This is a genomic window from Paenibacillus agricola (assembly GCF_011440305.1).
GTDB classification, from domain to species: domain Bacteria; phylum Bacillota; class Bacilli; order Paenibacillales; family NBRC-103111; genus Paenibacillus_S; species Paenibacillus_S agricola.
The window spans coordinates 95,704-110,210 of record NZ_JAAOIW010000007.1 but is presented as its reverse complement, the minus strand read 5'-3'; the positions used below and the strand labels follow the sequence as shown (position 1 = coordinate 110,210).

Here is a 14,507-nt window from a genome sequence, read left to right as displayed (position 1 = left end):
CAAGCAGGAGTGTGATGAGGGATGGCCGCGATTGTACCTATAGCTGTGACCACAACGAATGTAGCGAATAAAACTTTAACATCCCACTGCTGCTTTTGTAGTATGCAATGTAGCTTGATGCTGCTTCCTAGTGAAAAAAGTCCGGGCCTCGTAGTGAAACCGAGCCCGGACTTTCCGGTAGCAACCGGGCGGCTATGCCAAAAAGGGCTGCTATCCTTGGAGCATGTGCTCCATTCAGAGCGAATATTGGAGCCTCTATATAAGGCTGATCGCTCCCGTCCGCAGGCAGGCGCTTGGCAGCAGGCATCCTGGAAGGACGCCTACAAGGATATCGCCAGCCGAATCCAAGAGATCCAAGCTAAGTATGGCAACGACGCAGTATCCGTCTATGGAGGCGGATCGCTTACGAACGAGGTCAGCTATTTGCTGGGCAAATTTACACGCGTTGCGCTTCGCTCCAAATATATCGATTATAACGGCCGGTATTGCATGTCGTCCGCAGCCGCAGCCAGCAACCAGGCCTTTGGGATTGACCGCGGGATGCCGATGCCGCTTTCGGAAATTCCTCATGCCAAATATATTATATTAGCCGGCACGAATATCGCGGAATGCCAGCCGACGATGATGCCCTATTTAATGGAAGCGAAGAAAAACGGGGCTATCATCGTTACGATAGATCCACGCAATACGATGACCTCCAAGCTGGCTGATATCCATGTTCGGCTGCAGCCTGGTTTTGATTCGGTCTTCATCAATGGACTGCTGAACGTCATCCTGACCGAGCGGCTTCATGCGGAAAGCTTCGTTAGAGAGCGCACTGTTGGACTGGACCAGCTTTCCGAAACCGTAAAGCCGTATACAGCAGCGAGGGTGGAAGCGCTGACTGGTGTTCTGGAAGGTGTTGTCCGTACGATTGCGCGAGGCTTTGCTAAAGCCGAGACAGGTATCGTCTTAACCGCACGCGGGCTGGAGCAGCAGGTCAACGGTGTAGAAAACACCTTGAACTATATCAATCTTGCACTCATTACCGGAAAAATTGGCAGAAAAGGCTGTGGGTTTGGCACGATTACCGGCCAAGCTAATGGTCAAGGCGGCCGTGAGCACGGGCAAAAGGCTGACCAATTGCCAGGGTACCGGCTGATCGAAGATCCGGCGGCACGCGAATATGTGGCGAAGGTATGGGGGATTGAGCCGGAGGAGCTTCCCGGTAAAGGCGTATCAGCATATGAAATGCTGCAAAAGATCGACGAGGGCGAAATTAAAGCGATGATTGTGCTGGGCTCGAATCCAATTGTATCCAGCCCTAACAGCTCCTTGGTCGAAAGGGCTTTGAAAAAGCTGGAGCTGCTGGTTGTCGTAGACCTCTTCGAAAGCGAAACAGCGAAGTATGCGCATTGGCTGCTTCCCGGCTCCTCCTTCCTCGAAGGGGAAGGCACGTTGACCAACCTGGAGGGCCGCGTGTTCCACAGAGCGCAGGTGCTCGAGTCGCCGGGCAACAGCAAGCTGGATTATCGCTTCATCTCTGAGCTTGCCGACGCGCTAGGCCGCGGCCGCTATTTTCAATATGAGGGTATCGAGGATGTATTCAACGAGCTGGCTCTGGCAACAGCAGGCGGCAAGGCCGATTATAGCGGGATCACCTATGAACGATTAATCCAGGAAAAAGGGATCTTTTGGCCATGCCCCGCCAAGGGCCATCCAGGAACCCCCTACATGTTCAAGGATCGATTTAACCATCCAGATGGTAAAGCCCGATTGTTCGGGATCACACCGAAGATGCCGGCTGAGCCGATCGACAAAGACTACCCTTTCGTGCTGACTACAGGGCGGGTGGGCGGCCACTATTTAAGCGGGGTGCAGACGCGCCGCACCGAAGGGCTTAATAAGAAAGCACCCGTTCCGATTGCCGAAATCCATCCTTGGTTAGCCGGTAAGATTGGTCTGGGAACCGACAGCAAGATTCGGATCACGAGCCGCCGTGGGTCACTTGTATTCCAAGTGAAGGTTACCGAGGGCATTCAGCCTCGTACTGTGTTTGTTCCTTTCCATTGGGGCGAGGAGCTATCGATCAACCGGATTACGAATGATGCTTTGGATCCCACAAGCCGGATGCCGGAATTCAAAATTTGCGCTGTACGAATCGAGCGAGTGGATTAAAAGGTTAAAACTGAAGTTATATAAGGAGCACTGTCCAGCGATCTGGGCGGTGCTTTTGTTCTGCATGTAAAAATCCATCTGAGGCTGTGCTGGGATTAGGGTATACTAATGGAAAACCAGATAAGGCGGGTGAAATAATGAAGGTAGAGCAGATTATGGTCAAGCTGGAGCAGCTTGGCTCAGAGCAGACCAAACGGACGTTCATTCGGCACGGAGCTCAGGAGCCCTTATTTGGAGTGAAAGTCGGAGATTTGAAGAAGCTAGTCAAGGAGGTTAAGAAAGACCAAGAATTGGCGGAGGCCTTGTATGCAACGGGAAATAGCGATGCTATGTATTTGGCTGGACTGTCGGTCAACCCTGCCCGGATGTCTAAAGAACTGCTCCAAGCGTGGGCGGTCCAAGCAAATTGGTATATGCTTTCCGAATATACGGTAGGGGGAGTGGCGGCGGAAAGTTATTTTGCAAGGGAGCTGGCTGAGGTATGGATACAGGAAAAAGAGGAAAGAATAGTTTCGAGTGGATGGTGTACATATGCGAACTACATCTCGATAACGGCCGATGCTAAGCTGGATCTACAAGAAATCAGGCACTACCTCCAGCAGGTGAAGGCAACAATCCATGGAGAACGAAACCGTGTGCGTTATTGTATGAACAGCTTTGTAATTGTTGCTGGTACATCCGTCGCTGCTTTATATGAGGAAGCTCTTGAAATTGCCGATCGAATGGGTAAGGTTGAGGTGAACATGGGGCAAACCGCCTGCAAGGTTCCGTTGGCAACGGCTTATATGGAGAAAATGAAAGCAGCAGGAAAGCTCGGGGTGAAGAAAAAGACTTGTATTTGTTAGGATGCTTGACTTAACTTGCCTTCAGCGAATATGTGTGGTATGATGTAATTAATCGTGAAGCCGACACAATATTCGCATATTGCAAAGGGTTAGCATTACAGAATGGAACCTTTTCCAATGTGTGAATTTTTTATTTGTTTAAACAATAAAAACAGCATGTTAATAAAATTTGGAGGTAATACAATAATGGCACAAACAGGTACAGTAAAATGGTTTAACGCAGAAAAAGGCTTTGGTTTTATCGAAATCGAAGGTGGAAATGACGTATTCGTACATTTCTCCGCAATCACTGGCGACGGATTCAAATCTTTAGACGAAGGTCAACAAGTAGAATTCAACGTAGTTCAAGGCAACCGTGGACCCCAAGCTGAGAACGTTGTAAAGCTATAATTTAAAAAGTACCAGAGCTGCCCTTAACTCGTGTTGGGGGCAGATTTTTTTTGAAACCATGGAGGAGGCTAATCATGTATTTTCGGAAAAAGTCGTTAGAGGATATTCCTGAAGAAAATACCGCGATTTGGTCTTGTGAAAATGAAGGCTGTATGGGTTGGATGAGAGATAACTTTGCATTTGCATCGGTACCGATCTGTAGCTCGTGCCAGGCACCTATGGTTAGTAGCATGAGAATGCTGCCCATGTTGTCCAATACGAACAACAATTTTAAGTCCCTCAAAAAAGGTGTTCAGATTTCCTAGCACCCAAAAGGCTGCTATTCGAAATGTTTCTTCATACCGTGAAAAAGGACCGCCCATATGGGCGGTCCTTTTTCGTAGTGCGCCTAGCTTGGGGACTAGCTAGCCCCCAAGCTAGGCGGATCGGCTTACACCGACCGGAGAACCGTCTCACGGTTCTGGATCTGGCGTTTAGGGGCAAGCAGGGCATCCATCGGATGGTCAAGCCCCAAGATGCGGTTACGCAGCATTTCTGCCGCGATCATGCCGTAGACCGTGCCATTGCCACCACATGAAAGAGCGTGGAAGATTCCCGGCTGTTCAGGCGTTTCGCCTAGGAAGGGAAGGTCATCCTCCGATTCGCCGAAGGTGCCACACCAAGCATGCTCGGCTTCCCAATGGTTTCCTGGGAATAGCTTGCGAAGCTCTGCTAATAGCAATTGGGTTCGCTTAACAAGATAATCGGTGTCAGTGACCGGATCGGCTTGGTTTTCATCCATACCCCCGGCAATTAGCCGGCCGTCAGGGGTTGTACGGAAATAGAAGTAAGGACGGGCGGTTTCCCACATCATGCAATCATAGGGCCAGGCATCAGGCAATGAATTAGCAGGGGTGACCAAAGCGTAAGAGCGCTTGAGAATCGGCTTAAGCTGGGTGGAATTAGATACGCCGGGCACATAACCTACTGCGCGGACAACACGATTGGCTATAATTTCACCAAAATCGGTTGTAATCACGAATTTTTCGCCCACACGCTTTACTTCCTGCACCTTTGTATGTTCATAAATAAGTGCACCTTTCTGTGCAGCCTCAGCAATTAATCCATGGGCAAACTTGACTGGATTGATTTCTGCATCCCCGTGTGTGACCAATGCAGCAGGCTTCCGGATCGGCAGGTGGTGTCCCACGTTATGCGGCGAACCCCATTCGACAGGAAACCCATGCTTACGCAGCATTGAATATTCTTTGAATAACTTCGGTACATCACTGGATGTACTGGCACAGTATAGGCTGCTGCGAACGTGGAAGCCGGTCTCGAAAGGGATATCTTCATCCAGCTGGGCTAGGCTCACCAATGCTTTACGGCATTCTCCGTAAAACCGGACGGCTTCAGCCTCTCCAATTTTTTCGGCTAGCTCATTTAGCATAATATCATTGGAAAACTGCAGCAGCCCTGTATTGGCCGCTGTGCTTCCAGAAGCTACACGGTTCCCCTCGACTAATACCGTTTTAATTCCGGATCTCGCCATAACGGCTGCACATAACGCCCCGGTTATACCGCCTCCGATAATCGCCACCTCCGCAGTGATTTGCCCTTCCAACGAAGGGTAGCTGGGGATCTGGGATGGAGGTAAAGTTGTTGGCCAATATAAGCTGCCATGGTGCAATTTTTGGGATTCGATGCCTTCCATAATAAGCCCCCCTTTTCCTATTACAATCCAATTCTAAAAATATGAAAACTATCTATGTTTGGCTCTGGACGATTTACATGAACAAGTAGTTAAATTAGTAGTTACATACAACTTTTAACCATAAGGGTGTCCTGCTGAAACCTTTGAAATAAAAACACTTGACAAATAAGTTCGAATCCGCTATATATTCCACCCGAAAATGATTGTGATATAGTCATGGAAACGTGGACGGGATTGTCGTAATATAGAGGGGAAGTGTCGGCAAGATCAATCGAAAATCCCCACAAAGGAGGAGCATACAATAATGGAGCTTCAAAGAATGGCGTACCCCAAAAGATCAGCTGTCAAAGGAGCCGGATCCCCTAAAATGAGCCTTGCCAAATTGCTAGTTTTTCCAGTTTTGCTGTCTATTGCCGCTGCAATTTTATGGTTTGTTTATTATAGCAATGCCCCAGGTATCACAAGTGCGATAACGGGCAATGGAGCTGGTGTAACCGCTCCCATCACTGCCGCTTCTAAAAGAGAGCTGCTTGATTTCCATATGGCAAATTTCAATCAAGGCTGGGCTCGATACAGCGATGGTGTAGTAGCGACAGAGGATGGTGGCGTGACCTGGTTGCCAGCACCCGCTGAGGCTGCAAGTGTGCCCCAAGCAAACGGCGACGAAGAAACAGCAGCCGTAAGCTGGCTGAGCGGCAAGGATCTAAGCCCGCCTTCGATCCAGGTCCAAGCCCAGGAGTATGCGGTGCATAAGTCACAGTTTCTAAGCCGCAATGTTGGCTGGGCGATGCTTGTGAGCGGGACGGCTGCCGAAGCGCCGCTTTGGGTTACGGTGGATGGAGGCACGAACTGGAGCAGCAAGGTTACGGCCGACATCGCGGTTCAAATACAAGCCGAGCATGGACAGATCCTGGCAGCCGTGAAGGAGACCTCCTTCTATGCAGAGCAAGCGGCAGCCCAAAAAGCGATGGAGGCCAGTTGGACGCTAATGCCAGATACCGCATCCCCTGGGGATGTAGTTCTGGTGCGCCACCAGCAGCCGGGAGAGGTAGAATGGGAAGGCAAAACGTATACGCTTGAGCCGTTCGGGACAGGTTATTTTACTTATTTGCCCATCTCCATTGGACTGAAGGCAGGCAGCTATCCGATCGGGGATACGGTACTTACGATCACAGCCAAGAAGTTCCAAACCCAATATTTGCAGGTGACTAAGCAGATGGAAAGTATGAAGCAGGATACAAGCCGTATCCAAGCGGATCAGAAAAAAATCGATTTGGCGCGCAGCCAATCGCAGGCGGAATTTCTGGGCGTCTCCAATTACATCATTCCAGTTGAAGGGAGATTAACGACCCCTTATGGCTATACCCGTTACGTAAATGGGAAGTTCGACAGCAGCCATCGTGCACTGGATTTGGCGGCTAAGGAAGGTACGCCTATCAAAGCAACCAATGACGGGATCGTTGCATTGTCGGATATGCTTTATTTGACAGGCAACTCGATCTATATCGACCATGGTATGGGGTTATTCTCCCAATATGCCCATATGTCGGAGCTTCTTGTTAGTGCTGGAGACTATGTTAAGCAAGGCGATATTATAGGGCTAGTGGGTACGACGGGTTTTTCCACGGGGCCACATCTTCATTTTACATTCTGGGCCCATAATGTACCGGTCAACCCGAACCTGTTTTTTGATACAACACCTTTCCAATGGACAACACCGGCAGAAGGCCAGTAGACAGGTCGGCATGCGCGTTGGCTTCCGCGACCAAGCGGCATTTGATGCTTATTTATCCAGCGAGCAGCATCAATCTACGGTGAACCGGATCAAGCAGCATTTTGCTGATGTAATCGTCTTCAATTAAACGTGGGGAATAGGCTGATTATCAGCCATCCTCAGCTATCCAGCTATCCTATGCACCCACTTTAGCTAACGAAAGGAGAACACATGACTTCGGCAACGGCTCCAAGCTCCTACCGCATTCCTTTATTTTGTATCGTTACACTATTGTTTTGGTTTTCGATGTATACGTGCGTGCCCATTCTGACAGCCTATGTAGAAAGCCTTGGTGCCTCGCATAAAATGGCCGGCCTAATTGTGGGCATGTATGGTTTCAGCCAAATGCTTCTACGTATTCCTGTAGGTATCATATCCGACCGCTTTCATAAAAGAAAGCTGTTCATCACCTTTGGCCTGGCGTTCTCAGTGCTGGCAGGCGCGGGTATCCTGGTAACAGATAGCCTGACCTGGATCCTCATCTTGCGTGCATTGGCAGGAGCTGCTGCGGCGACTTGGGTCGATTTTACGATCTTGTTTACGAGCTATTACAAGAAGGATGAGACGACCAAGGCGATCGGTACGATCACCGTATACAATACGTTAGGCCAGATGCTGGGCATACTGAGTGGTGGCTGGTTTGCCGATATGTATGGATGGGAATCTTCATTCCTGCTTGGTGCCTGTGTAGGCATGATAGGGATGGCGGCTTCGTTTTTCCTGGTCGAGAAGTTCGATGATAATGCACAGAAGATTACCGCTCGCGGAGTGCTCGAAGTGGCCAGCGACCGCACCTTGATGGTAGTTTCGGTACTGGCGATTTTATTCCAAATTTTAACCTTTGCAACCGTTTTCGGCTTTACTCCGGTATATGCGTTATCGCTTCATGCGACGAAGCTGGATATGGGGCTATTGACGTTTTTCTCGACCTTTCCGACGGCAGTGGCCGCTTGGGTAGGGGGAAGGCATTTGGCGAATCGCTTCGGCGAGAAGTCGATTATTATTTTTGGGTTTATTTTGTGCGGGCTCTTTAGCATGGTCATCCCCTTTACGACGGGATTAGGCTGGCTGATCTTCACACAGGCAATCGCAGGCTTCGGGCGCGGGCTGGCTACGCCGATTCTCATGTCGCTCAGCATCAAGCATATGCATCCTGATAAACGTGCGACAGCGATGGGTTTTTACCAGGCGATTTATGGATTAGGGATGTTCGTCGGACCGTTTTTTATGGGAGTGGCAGGCGACATGCTAACGTTAAAAGAAGGCTTTATTATTATCGGAGCCCTCGGCTGTGCATCGGCGGTACTAACTCACTATATGCTGCGGCAGAAGCCGGCCGCTCCGGTTGCCGTTCACAAAGCGTAAACTATTTTATATGGAAAAAATATGCATTTTAAAAGGATTGAAGATCAAAAGAGTCTCGCTTTGCGGACTCTTTTTTTGTTTTATTTTGACCATAGTGGGTATAGGAAAAATGAATTTTTACAAAAAATGGAAGGTTTAGCCTGCTTCAAATCGGGTAACTCTACTACTAGCAATAGCAAATTATGTGCAGAAGCTATTGCTAGAGAGCTTAAGGTCTATGCTTGCGAATAGATTTTTTGCGAAAAATTGCAGGAGGATTACTAAATATGCTTCAAAAAATACTTGAACACATGCAACAAAACTTGCAACAAAACGTGTTTCAAACGAATGCAAGAGTATTCGGAATGTTTGTGCTTTTTTTGGCACTTGGATTCAATTTAAACCTGCATACCTATGCAATAAGCTTTGATGGAGAATTAAAGGTGGGTTCGTTCGCCTTCAATGAAGACAAGGTACATGGCTCCAATCCTGAAACGGGGAAGGCACAGGTGGAAACCAGGATGGCGCAAGCAGAGGTGGAGCAGTCGCGCGCCATGGAAGTCCCAGCTGCGGAGCAGAGTGCACAGACTGAACAGAGTGCACAGACGGAACAGGCTGCGCAGCCGCAGCCCTTTTCCTATCAAATCAATCCTGGCGATACCCTTGAGCATATATCGCAGACCTTTGGCGTATCCGAAGCTTCGCTTACCGTGGAAAACGAGATTGAAGATCCTTACCGGCTGATTGCGGGCGAGCAGCTGGTTATTCCTGCGGAAGAAGCAGCTATCCAGCTGCCTGATGGCCAGAATAAAATCATCAGGCAGGTGATGAAATCAACCTTGACTGCTTATACAGCTGGGGAAGAGTCTACCGGCAAAACCAAAGAACACGCTGCCTACGGTATCACCTACAGCGGCAGCAGGGCCGAGGAAGGGCGAACCATTGCCGTGGATCCTGCAATTATTCCGATTGGCACCGATGTCTTCATTGACGGCATCGGTGTTCGTACTGCTGAGGATACCGGTTCGGCTGTGCGCGGCGCAAGAATCGACGTATTCATGGAGGACTTAAACCAAGCCGTCCACTTTGGTGTAAAACGGGATGTAAAAGTCTATGTATTATCCACAGAGACTGCTGCTGAATAAGCGGGCTTGCGCAAGCAAAATATAGATTGGCTAAATACTGAGACAAGCGGTTCAATAGACCATCCTAGCCGAACTGGCTGGATGGCCTATTGGTTTTCCGCGTTTTATAGGTATAATGAATTTAGTCAGCATTAACACGGAATACATTCTTTTACGAATCAGGTGGAGACATGAGGATAGCTTTTTTTGATTCGGGACTAGGCGGCATTACGGTTCTGCACGAAGGCATAAGGCGCTTTCCGCAGGAGGACTTTTTGTATTATGCAGATACGCTTCATGTCCCTTACGGAACAAAGCCCAAGGATGAGGTCAAGCAATACATTTTTGACGCTGTGGATACGATGATGAAGTTAGACATTAAAGCGCTGGTCGTCGCCTGTAACACGGCCACAAGCATTGCCATCGCAGAACTGAGGCTCAAGCATCCCTCCATACCGATTATCGGCATGGAGCCAGCAGTCAAGCCAGCGGTACAATTGAGTCGCTTGAACGGAAGGCGCGTGCTGGTGCTTGCCACGCCTTTAACGCTGCGCGAGTCCAAATACATCGAGCTAGTGAACCGCATAGACGATATGAGCATTGTGGATTCACTACCGCTTCCTGAGCTGGTTGAATACTGCGAATCTCTGCAGTTTGACCGTGCCTTGATGGTTGATTATTTCACAGCCAAGTTTGCGCCCTACAGGCTGGAGCATTACGGAACTGTAGTTTTAGGCTGTACACATTATCCCTTTTACAGACAGATTTTATCAGAGCTGCTGCCTAAGCATATTCAGATTATTGACGGCAGCATCGGGACGGTAAATCGCCTTGGTGAGCTGCTGAATGATCGCTCCTTGCGTGAAGGTTCAGGCAGCGGCATGGTGCAATTCGCCTGTTCGGACAACAGCGGAGAATATCGGCTGAGGATGAAGCGGGCGCTGGATATTTATCAAGCTGCTAATACCTGAACAGGAATGCATTTCAAGTGCATTTCAAGGAGTTTACAAGAAATTTCATAGATTCATAGATTCAAGCATTATATTTCGTGGCGTTTTTGTGTATGATAGGGTATAAACTACTGCATGAGAAAGGTTGATTGTAATTGGATAATCCGTCTGCATCCTCCCATTTTATTAAAAATATTGTAATTGACGATTTACAATCGGGCAAGGTTGACCAAATCATCACCCGCTTCCCTCCGGAACCCAACGGTTATTTGCACATTGGCCATGCCAAATCGATTTGCCTTAATTTTGAGCTGGCTGACGAATTCAAGGGGCGAACGAATCTGCGTTTTGACGATACGAATCCTCTTAAAGAGGATAACGAATATGTGGAAGCCATTAAAGAGGACGTCCGGTGGCTGGGCTTCGAGTGGGATGGTTTGTTTTTTGCCTCGGATTATTTCGAAGAAATGTACCAGAGAGCTGTGCTGCTAATTAAAAAAGGAAAAGCTTATATCGATGACCAATCTGCCGAGGAAATGCGCCTTACCCGAGGAACATTGACCCAACCCGGTCAGGATAGCCCTCACCGCAATCGCAGCATCGAGGAGAATTTGGATCTGTTTGCACGTATGCGTGCCGGTGAATTCAAGGATGGCGATAAAATATTGCGCGCCAAAATTGACATGAGCTCGCCCAATATCAACTTGCGGGACCCGGCCTTGTACCGCATTTCACATACGACGCATCACAATACTGGCGACCAATGGTGTATCTATCCCATGTATGCGTATGCCCATCCGTTAGAGGATGCAATTGAAGGCGTAACCCATTCGATTTGCACACTGGAATTTGAAGACCAACGCCCATTTTACGATTGGGTCGTCCAAGAATGCGAGATGGAGCACCAACCGAAGCAATACGAATTTGCACGCCTCAATATTACCAATACGGTAATGAGCAAACGGTTCCTCAAGCAGCTGGTCGATGAGAAAATCGTCGATGCTTGGGATGATCCACGCATGCCAACTATAAGTGGGCTGCGCCGCAAGGGCTTTACACCGGAAGCAATCCGAAGCTTTGTGCGTGAAGTAGGGGTTGCCAGAAGCAACAGCACGGTCGACGAGCGGCTGCTGGAGCATTTTATCCGCGAGGATTTGAAGCTGAAATCTTTGAGAACGATGGCTGTGCTTCGGCCGCTAAAGGTTGTAATCACGAATTATCCAGAAGGTCAGACAGAATTGCTAGAGGCCGAAAATAATTCCGAGAATCCAGAGCTGGGCAATCGTGAAATCCCGTTCTCTCGGGAAATTTATATTGAGCAAGATGATTTTATGGAAAATCCGCCCAACAAATATTTCCGTCTGTTTCCAGGCAACGAGGTACGCCTTAAAAATGCCTATTTTATAAAATGCAATGATTTTGTCAAGGATGAACAGGGGAATGTAATAGAAATCCACTGCACCTACGATATCGAAACGAAAAGTGGCAGCGGGTTTTCGGGACGCAAGGTGAAGGGGACGATCCATTGGGTGGAAGCAAGCCAAGCGCTGCCAGCTGAGTTCCGTTTGTACGAGCCTTTGATTCTGGATGAGGAAAAAGGCGACAGCGATTCATTTATGGAGCACATTAATCCGAATTCTTTGGAGGTCATTCAAGGCTTCGTGGAGCCCAATATGAGTTCAACCCAAGCACATGACAAGCTGCAATTTTTCCGCCATGGTTATTTTAACGTGGATCCTAAGCTTTCAGAGCCTAGCAAGCCCGTGTTTAATCGCATTGTATCTTTGAAAAGCTCGTTTGTTGTTTAAGGTGTGTAAAGGCTAATTGTCTGGGTGCTCATAAATCCATATGGCGATTTGCAGTGCTGCGGCGTCTTTAAAGCTTTGTGGATCGTAGCCAGTCAGCTCCTTGATGCGCTTCAGGCGATAAATTAAAGTATTTCTGTGCACGAACAAGGCCTGCGCCGCTTCCTGAATATTCAGATCGCAATTAAAGAAGGTTTGCAAAGTAAGTACGGATTGCTCTGATAAATCTGGGAAAATCCGTTTAACGAACCGTTGCTTTGTAGCTTCATCAGATTTTTGGACAATGGTTTGCGGCTCCAGCCCAGCATAGCTGCTCCAAGGCTTGTCCTTACTGCCATAACGAAGTGCCGCTTCAGCTTCCTGATAGGCTATAGCAACGGCATCAAGCCCTGTGACCTGCAAGGAGCATCCAATCTGAAACTGGAGACCAGATTGGTAAAGCTCTGCGGAGAGCCAATCCAGCCTGCTGCTCAGGCGGTCCTGGTCCATTTTAGAGAGCAGAATGAATAGCCGATGCGTATCTAATACTCCAACCAGCTCGTGCTTGCCCCCTAGCCAGAGCTCAATTTTGGCAGCAAGCGGATCATTGTAGGAAAAGCTGGATTCTGTTCGCACCATTATCACATAAAAAGGCGCTTGTAGCTGCAATCGAAGTAGCTGCAGGCGCTCTTCTATCTTACGGGCGTCCGAACCGGCTTTAAGCAGCTCCTCGATGACGATTTCTTTGGTGCGGTTGCGCCATTCCTTTTGGGATAAAAGGAAAGCTTGATTCAGCATTAGTTCTGTGGCCATCTTCACCAGTTCGCCAAGCTCTGACACCTCAGCCGGTTGTCCCGTTATACCGATTACACCAACAATTTGCTGGTGAAACAGCACAGGGATGTTAATCCCGCATTGGCATCCCTTCCATTCCTCCCGGTTCGCTTCGTCGATTAGGAGCGGCTGTCCCGTTCGGATCGCTTCGACCGCCCCTTCATGCTGCTCCCCTAGCCGGAAGCGGTCGCCGGAAGCGATGATGCGCCCAGAGGTGTCCATCATATTGATGTTCCTATGTAATCGTTCCATGGTTTCGCGGACAATATGCTCAGCCATTTCAACAGTTAGCATCATGCCAACCCCCCTGCCCTTTTAGCAATTTTCTCATAAATCTACGCTCCACTAACATACAAAAAACCACTCGGATTTCATCCTATTTTTATTGGTAATAACTGAATATTTTTCGATTGCAATCCCTTATACTTAATTATTATAACCAATGCATGTATAGGAAGGTGGATTTCTTATGAAAATTATTATAGCCCCCGATTCATTCAAAGGCAGCATTAGTGCCAATGACGCAACTAAAGCGATTGAACGAGGCATTAAAAGGTACATGCCGCAAGCACAAACCATTCTCGTACCGGTCGCAGATGGCGGGGAAGGCACGCTGGATTGCCTAATTGCCGCAGCTGGCGGCACAAAGGTGCCAGCGACGGTAACCGGGCCGCTCGGCGTCCTCGTTGCAGCCGAGTATGGGCTGCTGGAGCCGGATCAGACGGCTGTTATCGAGATGGCCAGCGCATCCGGCTTATACTTAATCCCTACGGAGAAGCGCAACCCGCTGGTCGCGACTACGTATGGAACTGGCGAGCTGATCCGCAAAGCACTGGATGCGGGCTGCCGCAGCTTTCTATTGGCGCTGGGTGGCAGCGCGACGAATGATGGCGGAGCGGGCATGCTGCAGGCTTTAGGTATGAAGCTGCTGGATGCCGAGGGAAACTCCGTAGGCTATGGGGGCGGTACATTAAGCCGCATTGCTGTGATTGATGATAGCGAGTGGGATCCGCGTATTGCTGAATCCCGCTTTCTAATCGCCTCTGACGTGCAGAATCCGTTCGTGGGTGCGCAAGGGGCATCCCATGTATTCGGTCCGCAAAAAGGTGCGACGCCTGAAATCGTAGAGAAACTAGAGCTGAATATGGTGGCATGGGCTGACCTGATTGCTGCGAAAACGGGTAAACGGGTGCATGAGCTTCCCGGAGCAGGAGCGGCAGGGGGGATCAGTGGAGCTTTTTTAGCATTTTTCGAGGCTTCAATCAAACGAGGGATTGATATCGTAATTGAATATTCGCGTTTGCAGGACCATCTGCAGGGTGCCGATTTGGTTATTACCGGTGAAGGGCAAATCGATTTCCAGACAGCCTCAGGCAAAACACCGATGGGCATCGCCCAAGAAGCCAAGAAATTCGGCGTACCGACGATTTGTTTAGCAGGATCTGTTGGCCGAGGTATTGAGGCCTTATACGAGGTTGGAATCACAAGCGTCCATAGCATAGTGACCGGTCCAATGACACTCCAGGAGGCCATGAGTAGGGCTGCTGAATTGCTGGAACAGACGGCCGAGCAGGTTATCCGTTCCTTTGATGCACAAGCTAAGCAGTAAGCT

13 protein-coding genes are annotated in these 14,507 nt (G+C 49.0%); 11 read left to right on the top strand and 2 right to left on the bottom strand.

The window, feature by feature from the left end; genetic code table 11:
* Positions 1-21 precede the first annotated feature (21 nt).
* From G9U52_RS19640 to G9U52_RS19625, 4 genes are all read left to right on the top strand, one after another.
* Positions 22-2,157, top strand: coding sequence for a molybdopterin oxidoreductase family protein (locus G9U52_RS19640; protein WP_166152348.1), 2,136 nt, complete (start codon positions 22-24; stop codon positions 2,155-2,157).
* A gap of 137 nt (positions 2,158-2,294) precedes the next feature.
* The gene (locus G9U52_RS19635) at positions 2,295-3,002 is read left to right on the top strand and encodes a DNA alkylation repair protein (RefSeq protein WP_166152347.1); all 708 of its coding nucleotides are present in this window, start codon (positions 2,295-2,297) and stop codon (positions 3,000-3,002) included.
* Positions 3,003-3,188: 186 nt separating this feature from the next.
* Positions 3,189-3,392, top strand: coding sequence for a cold-shock protein (locus G9U52_RS19630; protein ID WP_166152346.1), 204 nt, complete (start codon positions 3,189-3,191; stop codon positions 3,390-3,392).
* Positions 3,393-3,466: 74 nt separating this feature from the next.
* Positions 3,467-3,697 carry a cold-shock protein gene (locus tag G9U52_RS19625; protein ID WP_166152345.1) on the top strand — a complete coding sequence of 77 codons (231 nt, stop codon included), beginning with the start codon at positions 3,467-3,469 and terminating at the stop codon, positions 3,695-3,697.
* 125 nt (positions 3,698-3,822) lie between these two features.
* Here G9U52_RS19625 and G9U52_RS19620 read toward each other — a convergent pair whose 3' ends face one another.
* A complete protein-coding gene (locus tag G9U52_RS19620) occupies positions 3,823-5,085 on the bottom strand; it encodes an NAD(P)/FAD-dependent oxidoreductase (protein ID WP_166152344.1) in 1,263 nt (420 codons plus the stop codon).
* A 304-nt stretch (positions 5,086-5,389) separates the two neighbouring features.
* Between G9U52_RS19620 and G9U52_RS19615 the strand changes: the two genes are divergently transcribed.
* The 6 genes from G9U52_RS19615 to G9U52_RS19590 all read left to right on the top strand — a co-directional run bounded on the left by G9U52_RS19615 (position 5,390) and on the right by G9U52_RS19590 (position 12,085).
* On the top strand, positions 5,390-6,820 hold the full coding sequence (locus tag G9U52_RS19615) for a M23 family metallopeptidase (RefSeq protein WP_243767449.1): 1,431 nt from the start codon (positions 5,390-5,392) through the stop codon (positions 6,818-6,820).
* Between the two features lie 10 nt (positions 6,821-6,830).
* Positions 6,831-6,947, top strand: coding sequence for a Dabb family protein (locus G9U52_RS19610; RefSeq protein ID WP_166152343.1), 117 nt, complete (start codon positions 6,831-6,833; stop codon positions 6,945-6,947).
* Between the two features lie 83 nt (positions 6,948-7,030).
* On the top strand, positions 7,031-8,224 hold the full coding sequence (locus tag G9U52_RS19605) for an MFS transporter (protein ID WP_166152342.1): 1,194 nt from the start codon (positions 7,031-7,033) through the stop codon (positions 8,222-8,224).
* A gap of 266 nt (positions 8,225-8,490) precedes the next feature.
* Positions 8,491-9,348, top strand: a complete 858-nt coding sequence (locus G9U52_RS19600) for a 3D domain-containing protein (RefSeq protein ID WP_243767448.1) — start codon at positions 8,491-8,493, stop codon at positions 9,346-9,348.
* A 170-nt stretch (positions 9,349-9,518) separates the two neighbouring features.
* Positions 9,519-10,298, top strand: a complete 780-nt coding sequence (gene murI, locus G9U52_RS19595) for a glutamate racemase (protein WP_166152341.1) — start codon at positions 9,519-9,521, stop codon at positions 10,296-10,298.
* A 134-nt stretch (positions 10,299-10,432) separates the two neighbouring features.
* On the top strand, positions 10,433-12,085 hold the full coding sequence (locus G9U52_RS19590) for a glutamine--tRNA ligase/YqeY domain fusion protein (RefSeq protein WP_166152340.1): 1,653 nt from the start codon (positions 10,433-10,435) through the stop codon (positions 12,083-12,085).
* A 12-nt stretch (positions 12,086-12,097) separates the two neighbouring features.
* On the opposite strand, the gene G9U52_RS19585 is transcribed toward G9U52_RS19590, so the two are convergent.
* The gene (locus G9U52_RS19585) at positions 12,098-13,192 is read right to left on the bottom strand and encodes a CdaR family transcriptional regulator (protein WP_166152339.1); all 1,095 of its coding nucleotides are present in this window, start codon (positions 13,190-13,192) and stop codon (positions 12,098-12,100) included.
* Between the two features lie 172 nt (positions 13,193-13,364).
* On the opposite strand from G9U52_RS19585, the gene G9U52_RS19580 reads away from it, so the two are divergent.
* A complete protein-coding gene (locus G9U52_RS19580; protein WP_166152338.1) occupies positions 13,365-14,504 on the top strand; it encodes a glycerate kinase family protein in 1,140 nt (379 codons plus the stop codon).
* Positions 14,505-14,507 lie beyond the last annotated feature (3 nt).